The organism is Psychrobacter immobilis (genome assembly GCF_904846175.1).
GTDB classification, from domain to species: domain Bacteria; phylum Pseudomonadota; class Gammaproteobacteria; order Pseudomonadales; family Moraxellaceae; genus Psychrobacter; species Psychrobacter immobilis_E.
Genome location: NZ_CAJGZM010000001.1, coordinates 214,180 through 226,869, shown reverse-complemented (window position 1 = coordinate 226,869; position 12,690 = coordinate 214,180). Strand labels below are relative to the sequence as shown.

Annotated in this window: 13 protein-coding genes; 8 read left to right on the top strand and 5 right to left on the bottom strand. The window is 43.1% G+C overall.

The features are described 5' to 3' along the window. Positions 1-24 precede the first annotated feature (24 nt). Together JMW39_RS00935 and purB are read right to left on the bottom strand one after the other, a co-directional pair. On the bottom strand, positions 25-678 hold the full coding sequence (locus tag JMW39_RS00935; protein ID WP_201543055.1) for a DUF2238 domain-containing protein: 654 nt from the start codon (positions 676-678) through the stop codon (positions 25-27). Positions 679-734: 56 nt separating this feature from the next. Next, entirely contained in the window at positions 735-2,126 is a 1,392-nt protein-coding gene (gene purB, locus JMW39_RS00930; RefSeq protein ID WP_201543054.1) for an adenylosuccinate lyase, read from the bottom strand. 196 nt (positions 2,127-2,322) lie between these two features. On the opposite strand from purB, the gene JMW39_RS00925 reads away from it, so the two are divergent. Together JMW39_RS00925 and JMW39_RS00920 are read left to right on the top strand one after the other, a co-directional pair. Continuing rightward, positions 2,323-2,679, top strand: coding sequence for a hypothetical protein (locus JMW39_RS00925; RefSeq protein ID WP_201543053.1), 357 nt, complete (start codon positions 2,323-2,325; stop codon positions 2,677-2,679). 138 nt (positions 2,680-2,817) lie between these two features. Further along, the gene (locus tag JMW39_RS00920; protein WP_201543052.1) at positions 2,818-3,591 is read left to right on the top strand and encodes a hypothetical protein; all 774 of its coding nucleotides are present in this window, start codon (positions 2,818-2,820) and stop codon (positions 3,589-3,591) included. A 10-nt stretch (positions 3,592-3,601) separates the two neighbouring features. On the opposite strand, the gene mnmA is transcribed toward JMW39_RS00920, so the two are convergent. After that, on the bottom strand, positions 3,602-4,828 hold the full coding sequence (gene mnmA / locus JMW39_RS00915) for a tRNA 2-thiouridine(34) synthase MnmA (protein ID WP_201543051.1): 1,227 nt from the start codon (positions 4,826-4,828) through the stop codon (positions 3,602-3,604). Between the two features lie 277 nt (positions 4,829-5,105). Between mnmA and ispF the strand changes: the two genes are divergently transcribed. From ispF to JMW39_RS00885, 6 genes are all read left to right on the top strand, one after another. Beyond that, positions 5,106-5,627 carry a 2-C-methyl-D-erythritol 2,4-cyclodiphosphate synthase gene (gene ispF / locus JMW39_RS00910; protein ID WP_201543050.1) on the top strand — a complete coding sequence of 174 codons (522 nt, stop codon included), beginning with the start codon at positions 5,106-5,108 and terminating at the stop codon, positions 5,625-5,627. A 141-nt stretch (positions 5,628-5,768) separates the two neighbouring features. Continuing rightward, entirely contained in the window at positions 5,769-6,119 is a 351-nt protein-coding gene (gene grxD, locus JMW39_RS00905; protein ID WP_025653310.1) for a Grx4 family monothiol glutaredoxin, read from the top strand. 210 nt (positions 6,120-6,329) lie between these two features. Then, a complete protein-coding gene (locus JMW39_RS00900; protein WP_201543049.1) occupies positions 6,330-6,863 on the top strand; it encodes a hypothetical protein in 534 nt (177 codons plus the stop codon). A 258-nt stretch (positions 6,864-7,121) separates the two neighbouring features. After that, complete coding sequence (gene mnmG, locus JMW39_RS00895; RefSeq protein WP_201543048.1) at positions 7,122-9,020, top strand: tRNA uridine-5-carboxymethylaminomethyl(34) synthesis enzyme MnmG; 1,899 nt, start codon at positions 7,122-7,124, stop codon at positions 9,018-9,020. Positions 9,021-9,301: 281 nt separating this feature from the next. Continuing rightward, complete coding sequence (locus JMW39_RS00890) at positions 9,302-10,261, top strand: AEC family transporter (RefSeq protein ID WP_201543047.1); 960 nt, start codon at positions 9,302-9,304, stop codon at positions 10,259-10,261. Positions 10,262-10,353: 92 nt separating this feature from the next. Then, positions 10,354-11,373 carry an ornithine cyclodeaminase family protein gene (locus JMW39_RS00885; protein WP_201543046.1) on the top strand — a complete coding sequence of 340 codons (1,020 nt, stop codon included), beginning with the start codon at positions 10,354-10,356 and terminating at the stop codon, positions 11,371-11,373. Between the two features lie 113 nt (positions 11,374-11,486). Here the strand turns inward: JMW39_RS00885 and JMW39_RS00880 are convergent, their stop codons facing one another. Together JMW39_RS00880 and JMW39_RS00875 are read right to left on the bottom strand one after the other, a co-directional pair. Next, complete coding sequence (locus tag JMW39_RS00880) at positions 11,487-11,639, bottom strand: hypothetical protein (protein ID WP_188032923.1); 153 nt, start codon at positions 11,637-11,639, stop codon at positions 11,487-11,489. Between the two features lie 48 nt (positions 11,640-11,687). After that, positions 11,688-12,689 carry an LLM class flavin-dependent oxidoreductase gene (locus JMW39_RS00875; RefSeq protein WP_201543045.1) on the bottom strand — a complete coding sequence of 334 codons (1,002 nt, stop codon included), beginning with the start codon at positions 12,687-12,689 and terminating at the stop codon, positions 11,688-11,690. Between the last annotated feature and the right edge of the window lies 1 nt (position 12,690).

Here is a 12,690-nt window from a genome sequence, read left to right as displayed (position 1 = left end):
TTGCTTATCAACGAGTTTCTTTAATTACTCAGTGATAATGTGCGTATCACGAGTTTGAAATAAAAGAATGGTTGCCGCAATAAGCCCGCCAAGTAATGCTAAAGCCATGTCTTTGTGGGCATCCCACATATCGCCTTGCTGACCATTATAAGCTTCCGCGGCTTCTGGTGATAAAGTCGTCGCAATGCCCCATTCTAGTAGCTCATAAAGCAAGCTTGATGACATATTGATCATGAGGGCAATAGCGATTAAAAGCTTGATTGATTGAATCTTAAAGATAAATTTTGAGCTTTCAACCATCGCTCTAAATAGCAAAAGCCCATAGCTAAAATGAACCAGCCTGTCATACATATTACGCTGCCAACCAAATAGTTCGCTTAGCTGTATGCCAAATAGCTGCTGCGTCCAATCATCATAAGGTACATACGAATATAGATAGCGTGCGCCTATAATATGAATACATATAAATATGGCAGCGAGCACGTAAGAGCGCGAGCTAATAAACCAGTAGCGATAAGCAATAAACATCAAGGCTAAAAAAAGCAGCGTACCCAGTTGATGCAGCAGATAGCTTGACCATTCTAAAGGCTCAATACTTGCCAATACCATGACGATAAACACCGCCATAGTACTGACAACTACCGGTTTAAAATTTCGATGCACAAAGTTTTGCTGCATGGTGGACACTTATTTTTGCTAGCTATGACTAATAACTAGTGATTAATAGCTAGCGATTAAATCTTAGCAATCCACTCTTTAATGGTACGAGCTTGTTCAGTTGCGTTACCCGTATAAGTAGCAGGCGTCATTTCACGTAGACGAGCTTTATCCGCATCGCTAACCGCATCTAATTCATCACTTTCAACAAATGTCAGCATAGCCTCGCGAGTCATGGCATTACCACGAGTCAAAGCTTTTAGCTTCTCGTATGGGTTTTCGACACGGTAGCGACGCATAACTGTTTGAATCGGCTCTGCCAATACTTCTTGGGCATTGTCCAAATCATCATTTAGGCGCTGCGCATTTAATTCAAGTTTGCTCACACCTTTTAAGCAGGCATCAAATGCAATCATACTTTGCGCCAGACCGACACCGATATTACGTAACACGGTAGAGTCTGACAAATCGCGCTGCATACGCGAAATTGGTAGCTTTTCACCCAAATGAGCTAGCATGGCATTGGCAACGCCCAAGTTACCTTCTGAATTTTCAAAATCAATGGGATTGACTTTATGCGGCATGGTAGAAGAACCCACTTCACCGTCTTTTAGGCGTTGCTTAAAATAGCCTAAGCTAATATATTGCCAAATATCACGGTTAAAATCGATTAGAATGGTATTGAAGCGTTTAACTGCATCAAACAATTCAGCAATATAATCATGCGGCTCAATTTGCGTGGTATACGGGTTAAAGGTTAAATCTAAGCGCTGGTCAATAAATTGCTCAGCATGCGCTTGCCAATCAATATCGGGATACGCTGAGAAATGCGCATTATAGTTACCGACCGCGCCGTTAATTTTACCGAGTAGCTCAACTTGATCGATTTGTTTGATTTGGCGGGCTAGGCGGTAAGCGACGTTTGCCATCTCTTTACCCAGGGTCGTTGGGCTAGCCGTCTGACCATGCGTACGTGACAACATAGGCTGATCAGCATGAGTAAGCGCCAAATCAACAATGCTATCAGTGACTTGCTGCATTTTAGCAACGACAATTTCGCGGCTGTCTTTTAGCATTAACGCATATGACAAGTTATTAATATCTTCACTGGTACAAGCAAAATGAATGAATTCTAATGAATCCTCAAGCGCTGCCTGACCACGGAATTTATCTTTAATAAAATATTCAACCGCTTTGACATCGTGATTAGTGGTCGCTTCGATATCTTTAATCGCTTGCGCGTCCGCTTCACTAAAGTTATCAACGATGCTGTTTAAAAAGGCATTGGTATCAGCATCAAATGCTGTTAATTCACCAATCTCGCTATTATCCGCCAATGACTGTAACCAGCGAATCTCAACGGTGACACGGGCTTTAATTAAACCAAACTCAGATAGGTAAGGACGCAAGCTGTCGGCTTTAGATGCGTAACGACCGTCGATTGGGGAAAGTGCGGTAAGTGGAGTCATGAAGGAGCCTCATTTAACAGTAAATAAAATAGTAAATAACACAGTACAGAAATTTTAGTGGCACAATTATAACCTGTTTATAAATAAGATTAAGTTAAAAAACAAATATCGCATTAGTAAAATAATGTTTACTTAATAAATAGCTAGTGATATATTGCCGGATTAACTCAAACTCATATCAAACCAGGAACAAACAATGAATAAATTATTGGGCGTCTTATTATTAGGATCTACTTTGATTCTAACTGCTTGTGGTGGTGACTCAGATAGTAGTGGTTCATCTTACACGGGCTCTAACTCAACACCTACAACTCCGAATACGCAACCTACAACTCCTCCCAAGCCTACTATTGCTAAATGTAAATCTGAAGGTAACAATGTATATGTACCTAGAGAAGGCACATGTACTTTCGCAATTCCTAGTGTTAATGGCGGTAAAGAAAGCAGTTATGAATGTTCGGGCAATACCGTTACTTTAGGCTCAAAAATTTCAGGAGGAATATCTGCTGGTAGCCTCAACTTTAATGGTTATATAGTTCAATGTGCTAAATAATATCTATCGGCTTAAAAAGATAAGTCAATTTATTTTTAAAAGCATTCACACGGGTAGTGGATGCTTTTTTTATGTTCTAAAAGTTATAATCAGAAGTCTTCAACTCAATCAACTATAGTATTAAACCATCGATATCTTATGAAAGACAAAACCTTATTTATCTCATCTGTTCTTGTTGCCTTTTTATTTGGTGTTTTAAGCACCTATTTGTTTATGACCAAACAGCAAATGGATCGGGTTATGCAGACAAAACGGCAAACTCCTATAGACACAAATAATCAAAATGGCTCTAATCAAGTAAGTAATACTTTAGTGGAGTTAGAGAGTTACGCAAATAATATAGGCGCAGGAAAATTATCAGCTGATCCAAACACAAAGGTATCATCTCCCTCTATTAATGATTACTCACAGCAGCAAGCTATAAATATCGTTAATGATATGCCGGATTACGTCCTAGGTCAGTACGTTGATAAATTTATGGCAAAAGGCTCCAGTGATGTTATCTCAGATAAAAGACGGTTTGCCCAGCGAGCTGTCGAAGAACTATACAAATCAAATGACAATCAACCATTAGTAGGCAATGTAAAATTATCTTTAAGTCCAGTAATGCCGCCAAACTCTTTAGATATTTCAACCCTGAATAAAGATACTAAGCTATTTGCGCATTTGGACACAGATGGTAAAGCCCCTGCTAGCCCTTTTGTATTTGTAAAATGGGTTAATAATCAAACAGGGCAAGTGTTATTATTTGAGAAAAAGAATATCATCGCTAACAGTAATCAGAATTGGGTAAGTTTTAAACCATATGATGGCTGGACTCCGGGAAGCTATGATATTCGTTTTTATCAATTTACCTCAGAGCTTCAGCCAGTCGCTCAATTGACTTATAGTATTTACGCCGTAATCGAGTAAGACCTGAAAATTAAAACCCACAAGGCGCATCAATAACAGCAATCACACCGCCACCTAAACAAACCTCATCAATATAAAATACCGCTGATTGACCAGGAGTTACCGCCCGCTGTGGCTCATCGAATAACACTTTAACCTGTAAACCTTTTTCATCCAGCGCAAATACACGACAAGCTTGATCCGGTTGGCGATAGCGCGACTTTGCCATACAGCGTAAACCATCTTGGCCAAAAATATCAGCAGGCGGTAAGCCATCGACCCAGTCAAGCTTATAAGCTTGTAGTTCATTACTTAGCATCATGGGATGCTCATGACCTTGACCGACGATTAAACGGTTTTTGTCCAAATCTTTTGCCAGTACAAACCAAGGCTCTTCAGGGCGGTCTTTGACGCCGCCGATACCGATGCCGCCGCGCTGACCTAAAGTATAATACATTAAGCCATCATGCTGACCTATCACATGACCATCGTCGGTGACGATATCGCCTTTTTGCGCAGGCAAGTACTGTTGCAAAAAGTCTTTAAAGCGGCGCTCGCCAATAAAGCAAATGCCAGTTGAATCTTTCTTATTGGCGGTAATCAGATCATGTTCTTCAGCGATTTGACGCACCACTGGTTTTTCAAGCTCGCCAACTGGGAATAAGGTCTTAGCAATTTTATCACCGCCAACCGCATGTAAGAAGTAGCTTTGATCTTTATTGTTATCCAGTCCACACAAGAGCTGGGCGACGGTTTCGCCATTTGCATTGGTATAGTTCATGCTGCGGCGTGTATAGTGGCCGGTGGCAATATAGTCAGCACCAAGGGTCAAAGCATAGTCTAAGAAGGCTTTAAACTTGATTTCTTTGTTGCATAAAATATCTGGATTTGGGGTGCGTCCGGCTTTATATTCGGCTAAGAAATGCTCAAAAACGCGATCCCAGTATTCCATCGCAAAGTTGGCGGTATGCAGCTTGATACCGATTTTGTCACACACCGCTTGCGCGTCTGCTAAATCATCCATCGCCGTACAGTATTCGGTGCCGTCATCTTCTTCCCAGTTCTTCATAAACAGACCTTCCACTTTGAAGCCTGCTTGCTGGAGCAAAACAGCAGATACGGAAGAGTCGACGCCGCCCGACATCCCGACAATCACGTGTTTGCTGCTAGGATTGTCAATATCGGCAAGCGTCAAAGGACGTTGGGCGTTGAAAGAATCTGAAACGGGTAGGCGTGAGGTGTTTGGCATGGCTGACATAAAATTGCTCAACAATTTATACGTTATCCAAAATTGGAAATGACACTATTCATCAATAAAACGACTAAGAGTGATAGACTTAGTCAGCGGATAAGGTCATCTCGTTTTTTGGACTGGGTATTTTGGTCTAGGTATTGTGATAAAATAAGCGTCATATTATAACAGTTAATTGAAAGCGGTGGCGACCTATGCGCGCCTACTGTGAGTAAAAGCGCTTGAGAAATTTAGATAGTGGTTCTAAATTATTTTAATCACCCCTAATTCACTTGGAATAATAATGATAAGAATTGGTCAAGGTATTGATGTTCATGCTTTTCATAATAATGGCCAGCAGCAGCAATATGTCATACTGGCAGGTGTGCCAATAGAGCATACGCATAGTTTGCTTGCGCATTCTGATGGAGATGTGGTACTGCATGCGCTTGCTGACGCCCTGCTTGGCGCATTGGCACTTGGTGATATTGGGCAGCATTTTCCAGATACCGATGCGGCGCACGCCGGTTTGGATTCGCGCGTACTACTCCGTTATGTGTATGGTAAAGTGCAAGCAGCCGGTTATACTCTAGGCAATGCTGATATTACCGTGATGTGTGAGCGCCCAAAATTGGCACCCTATAATCAAGCGATGCGCGAAAATATCGCCAGTGACTTGCAAACTGATGTGAGTAATGTCAGCATTAAAGCCACAACGACTGAAAAACTGGGCTTCACTGGTCGGCAAGAGGGCATCATGGCCAACGCCGTGGTATTATTGGTGCCGAATATGAATGTTTCTGACGTTAATATGTCGGATGCTTAATCCCTTATAATGATCTATGATGGTTGCAATATAATGGCAATCGCCCCATGTAGCAGCTACATGCCAAATTTAATGTGACATACCTCTTTTTGATAATAGTTTTAATAAATAGGAGCTTTTATGAGTGAGCAAACCCCAAATATGAGTGAGCAAACCCCAAATACTGCTGCAAACGATGTTGAACAGCTGATTCGTGATCAAATCAAAGATAATAAAGTGATCCTTTATATGAAAGGTACTCCGCAGTTTCCACAGTGTGGTTTTTCTGCCAAATCAATTGAGGTTCTGACGCAAATCGGTCGTCCATTTGCCTTTGTTAATATTTTGGAAAATCCAGAGATTCGTGCAACATTACCAAAGATTGCTAACTGGCCAACATTCCCACAGTTATGGATTGACGGCGAGTTGATGGGCGGTTCAGACATCATTTTGCAAATGTACCAATCAGGTGAGCTTAAGCCTTTGGTTGAAGCCAATAGTCCTGCTGCTTAATATTTAAGCGCTTTTATTGGGCAGCTTATATGTCTCAATAAAGGGTTTATAAAGCATTTTTGAAGTATTGAAGCACAGTAAACCCGAATAGCCTTCCTTGGTAGAGTGGCTATTCGGGTTTTTTATTGTCTATGCAATTTATTGTTTTTATAGGTTTTAGCCCCATATAGTGTCCAAGATAAATATATTTTGCATAAAAGAGAGGATTATATGAATAATCAATTACCAAACACGGAATTAACCGAGCAACAAGAGGCGGCTGAACAAGTAGCCATCGAAAAACGCCGCGAGCATTTAAAAAACGAATCGACCCGTTTAATTGATATGGCAGACAATGAGCCAAATTCTGCCCTTAAATGTATTCATCATTTAAGCGTGGCAGGCGGCGCAACCGAGGCGACTTATATTGCTATTGAGCAGCGTATCTTCGCTGATCAAGATGCTGCCGGTGCCTATCATCTAGCATTATTGGCGCAAAACACCCCGGATTTACCCATCGATGCGCGTCAGCTTATCGAGTTGGTGGTCAATAAAGGCGATAACGCTCAGCGTTTGGCCTTGCTAAAAAACTTGCCATTACCGCCGGTTGAGATGATTAAAGAGCAAATCTTGGCTAGCGATGATGGTGATGCTATTGGGCAAATGAATGCCTATTTGCAGATTAATCCAGAAGGTTATGGCAGCCACCACATGCTGGCAAGTGGGCAGTCCGACCGTATTGTACCGCTCAGTCCTGGTAGATAAATTTCATTTAGGTTCATTCAGCTTCTATTGATGTGCCTTGATCGTTAATTGGAATAATAGTTAATTTGAATAGTTTTTCGTATAACGTTTTTTAAGCGGCAAAAAATTGTTATAATTACCAGCTATCTAACCTATCTTTAACGGCTGGTCTGAGTCGTTATCTCTTTTTAAATTCGACTGACGTTTATTTACCGGCAGCCAGGCTATTTGATAATGGTCTTTGGCTCATGGTAGCGTTGAAAGTCAAGTGAGGCATACATGCAATACCCAAAAACTTACGACGTGGTAGTGATCGGCGGCGGTCATGCTGGCACAGAAGCTGCTCTGGCGGCCGCACGTATGGGGGCGCAAACTTTACTTTTAACGCATAATATCGAGACGCTGGGGCAGATGAGCTGTAATCCTGCGATTGGTGGTATCGGTAAATCACATTTGGTACGTGAGATTGATGCACTTGGCGGGGCAATGGCACTGGCAACGGATAAATCTGGTATCCAGTTTCGGGTGCTAAATAGCCGTAAGGGTGCTGCCGTTCGTGCCACGCGCGCACAAGCGGATCGTATCCTTTATAAAGCCGCTATTCGCCATACGCTTGAGAATCAACCAAACTTGGATATATTCCAACAAGCAGCTGACGATATCTTGGTCGAAAACGGTCGTGCAACGGCAGTAGTAACCGCAACGGGCATTATCTTTAATACTCAAACCGTGGTACTCACCTCAGGTACTTTTTTAGGCGGGGTTATTCATATCGGTCTTGAGAACTCAAAAGGTGGACGTGCAGGCGATCAGCCATCTATCAAGCTTGCAGACCGTTTGCGTGAGCTCAAACTACCCGTCGGTCGTCTAAAAACAGGTACGCCCGCCCGTATCGATGCCCGTAGCGTTGACTTTAGCGTGATGACGATACAGCCGGGCGACACACCTTTGCCAGTGATGAGCTATATGGGCGATGTCTCCATGCACCCTGAACAGGTCAATTGCTATATCACTCATACCAATGCGCGTACCCACGATATTATTCGTGAAAATCTAGACCGCTCACCGATGTTCTCTGGCAAAATCGAAGGGGTAGGTCCGCGTTATTGTCCATCTATTGAAGATAAGATTCACCGCTTTGCCGATAAAGACAGCCATCAAATCTTTATCGAGCCAGAAGGTTTGACCACGCATGAGTTATATCCCAACGGTATCTCAACCAGCTTACCGTTTGATGTGCAATTAGATTTTATCCATAGTATGAAAGGCTTAGAAAATGCGCATATCACGCGTCCCGGCTATGCGATTGAATATGATTATTTCGATCCACAAAATCTAAAACCAACGCTTGAAACCAAATCGATTGAGCGCCTGTACTTTGCTGGTCAAATCAATGGTACGACCGGTTACGAAGAAGCGGGCGTGCAAGGTCTATTAGCCGGTACCAATGCCGCACTGGTCACCTGTGAAAACAGTGAGTTTGATGTTTGGACACCGCGCCGTGATGAAGCTTATCTTGGCGTGCTTGTCGATGATTTGATTACGCATGGTACCACTGAGCCATATCGTATGTTTACCAGTCGTGCAGAGTATCGCTTACTCTTGCGTGAAGACAATGCTGATCAGCGCTTAACGGAAACTGGTCGTAAGCTTGGATTAGTGGATGACGTGCGCTGGCAAGCGTATCAAGAAAAAATGGAAGCGATAGCCACAGAAACTTCACGCCTTAAAGATATTTGGGCGACGCCTGTCAATGCTTTGGGTGCGCAAGTCACCGAGCAGACAGGAGAGGTGCTTTCTAAAGAATCTACGGCGTACGATTTACTCAAACGTCCGCAAATACATTTTAATGATATTGCTGCTATTACAGGTTCGGAAGTTGATAGCCAAGTCGGCGAGCAAATAGAGATTTCTGTTAAATACGCAGGCTACATTGACCGTCAACAAGAAGATATTGACCAGATGAAGCGTTTAGAAAATACCGCCCTACCAATGGATTTTGATTATAGCGTGGTGTCAGGGCTATCCAATGAGATTGTACAAAAGATGGCACAAATTCGTCCAGCAACTTTAGCGCAAGCGGGACGTATTAGCGGTGTGACACCTGCCGCTATTCAGCTATTGGCTATGACCGTTAAAAAGCAGAAGAAAGCACAAGCGGCACTGAATGCGTCGTAGCAATAGCAGCTTAAAAGACAAAAGCTCAAAACTAAAAAAGCAACCTATCAAAAAGTGTTAGCTCAAAGCCTAAAAACTATAAAAAAGCCCATAATGAGAAATTCTGATGGGCTTTTTTATTGCTGAGCTATTACAGTTATTGAAAGAAAGCCGCTGACTAGCTTGTCTTGCTTGCCGTTTTGTCTCTATACTCATATGACGAATCATCCTACTTATTATTCATTATTTTATCTTGCTGTTGTCCATAATATGATGGGCTTGTCACCGAATTGAGCCTATTTATGACTGCTGCTATTATTTTTGCCATAACCATTGTATTGCCCAACCTTTTTTTGATGGGGTTGGGTTTTTTTATGCAACGGCGTGGTGAAGCGAGTCAAGCTTTTATCGATCAGGCATCGAGCTTTGTCTTTAATTACTGTTTGCCCTGCTTGTTATTCTTTAGTGTCGTTGATAGTGAGGTCGATTATGCTAAGCAAATGATTTTAATCGTGGCTGGTATCCTTGTAACCTTTATTTTATTTATTGGGGCAGAGATTTATGCCCATTATTTTATCCCTAAGCCTGCCGACCAAGGCGTGTTTGTACAAGGTATCTTTCGCAGTAATATGGCGATTATCGGGCTGGCAACAGTCGCCAACGCCTACGGAGAGCAGGGCTTAAGTATTGGCGCCGTCTATATGGGTGTGGTGACGATATTATTTAATATCTTAGCAGTTATTACGCTGAGTCGAGTATCCAAAAGCGCAGACGATACGTGTGTCAGTCGCAGCATAATGATTGTCAAAAAACTGTTTACTAATCCATTGATTATCGCCTTAGTAGCGGCATTTGCTTATAAAGCGTTACCGCTGCCGCCTATTACGGGCATGATTCATACGACTGGCGATTTGCTGGCAGCGGTGGCATTACCCTTAGCGCTGATTTGCGCTGGTGCGAGTATTGATTTAAAGTCGATGTTGCATCCGTCTGGGTTGTCCATGCAGGCCAGCATTGGACGTATTGTCATGGCGCCTTTTGTAGCGATAGCCGTTGGGTTAAGCTTTGGTTTATCAGGCGTGCATATGGGCGTGCTGTTTTTAATGGTGGCGTCACCGACTGCGGCTGCCAGTTATGTGATGGCAAAGGCCATGGGCGGGAATGATATATTGGCTGCTAATATTTTAGCATTTACAACCGTGGTAGCAATGTTTGGTATGGCGATTGGCGCGGCGATACTACGTGTGCTAGGGTGGATATAGCGTCAATCATTACGCTTAACCATCCTGTTTAGTCATCGCGTTTAATTATGGATATAAACTAAATAATAAATTGATAAAAAGGAGCACCCAACGTGCAGTTATTAAATCAAGCAGTCGTGACCGAACATCTCAATATGCAAGCCGCTATTGATGCCATTGAAGCGATGTTACATCAACAAGCGGCGCATCCTAAGTGGATTAAAGCCCCTGAGCGTTTAGTCATTGAGACTTTTAGCGAAGATGATAAACACAGCTCAGGCTCGCATTTATCGATGCCCGCTACGATTTATGATGGTGAAAAAGAATATACCGCCGTTAAATTGGTTACCATTTGCCCTGATAATCCCAGCCGTGATATGCCAACGACTACCGCCCTTATTACCGTATCCGATAATGATACTGGCGCCATATTAGCGATTATGGATGGCATTTATATTACTCAAGTGCGTACCGCAGCATTGTCAGGTATCGCCACCAAATATATGGCAAAGCCTGATTGTCAAAGCGTGGCAGTGGTCGGCTGCGGCGGCATGGCTTATGAACAACTGCATGCGGTATTGACAGTCCGTCCTGAGATTGGAACGGTTTATCTATGGAATAGAAGCAGTGAAGGCGCTGAGCAATTTAAAACGCGTTTTGAGCGTGATTACAGTCAATGGAACGTTGATATAAGCATTTGCAAAGATATCAACGATGCTATCTGTGATGCGGATATTATCAATGTAGCCACGCGTGCGACGGAAGGCTTATTTGATAGCAATCATATCAAGCCTGAGGTGCATATCAATGCGGTAGGGGCATATCAGCCGTCGATGAAAGAGATCAATAATGAGGTTATCGCCAATAGTAATATGGTGGTGGTTGATGACTTAGCGGGTAGTCGCCATGAAGCAGGTGATTTGATTCAAGCGCACGATAGTTCTGATTGCGCATGGACGTGGGATGAGCTTAGTGGCGATTTACAAGCGCTCGTCACAAAAAAGATAGTAAAATCAGAGCAGGGCATTACCCTGTTTAAATCTGTGGGCGCAGCAAGCTTTGATGCCGCTGTGGCTTTATATGTAGCAAAACAAGCAAAGCAAAAATTTTTTGGTGAATCAGTTGATTGGTAAGGATGCTGACGGCTTTTAACACCAATATTTGAATGTTTTTATCCCAACTATTGTTACCATTAAAAAGCCCCCTTTTCAAATTAGAGAAGGGGACTTTTTACATCGAGTGACATTCATTTAAGGTTATCTTTATTGCGTTTATTTTCAGTACGCTGTTTGCGCTTGGGGCTAATATGATAAGTAAAATAGCCGGCAACGACCATCACCGCAATAAAGGCCACGATATATAATAATATTGATAAATCGATAAAGGCCGAGGGTTTCATGACCGTAATCTCATTAGGGTTCATCAATAATTATGCGAGCATGGCGGTCTATTGTAAAGTAAACAAGTTTAGCTCAGGTGTAAGTTCCAGTGAACGCAAACGCGCTGCCTGATCATAAACATTGGCAGTGACAATCAATTCATCGGGCTGATACTGCGCAAGGAATTTAGCAAGTTTTGGTTGGACGGTTTCGACAGAGCCAATAAATGAGACCGATAAAGCGCTGTCTACCATCATTTGCTCGGCAGGGCTCCAGATGCTGTCCATATCGTAAGTTGGCATTGGCATTTGTCCGCGCTCACCGCGACGTAGACGTACAAAGCTTTGCTGCGCTGATGTAAAGTGATAATGGGCTGTCTCATTATCGTCAGCAAGTAACAGGTTTGCCGCCAGCATCACATAAGGCTTAGCGAGATGCGCCGATGGTTTAAACTGTTCACGATACGCACTAATCGCTTGTGCCATCATCTGTGGCGCAAAATGCGAGGCAAAAACGTATGGTAGACCTAGATGCGCCGCTAAAGTCGCGCCAAAAAGCGATGAACCCAATATCCAAATAGGAATGTTAGATTTCGCCCCTGGAAATGATTGCACAGGACTGTCATCGGTGCCATCACCTAAGAAATACATCAATTCTTGTACATCTTGCGGAAAACGATCGGCGTCTTGCATTTGACGACGCAACGCTTGAAAGGTAGCACCATCTGTACCCGGTGCGCGGCCCAGACCCAAATCTACGCGGTCGCCATATAGTGCTTGCAAAGTACCGAACTGCTCAGCGATGACCAGCGGCGCATGATTCGGCAACATAACGCCACCAGCCCCGATGCGTATGCGCTTGGTTTGACTACCGATATGCGATAACAGTACCGAAGTTGCCGCACTAGCAATGCCAGGCATATTATGATGCTCTGCCATCCAATAGCGATTTAGGCCAGATTTTTCTGCTTGCTGCGCGATAGCAACCGTCTGTGCAATGCCTTCAGCGATGGTTTTGCCTTCAGGAACGGGTGCTAAGTCTAAAAAAGATAATGGGATTGTGTTGCTCATG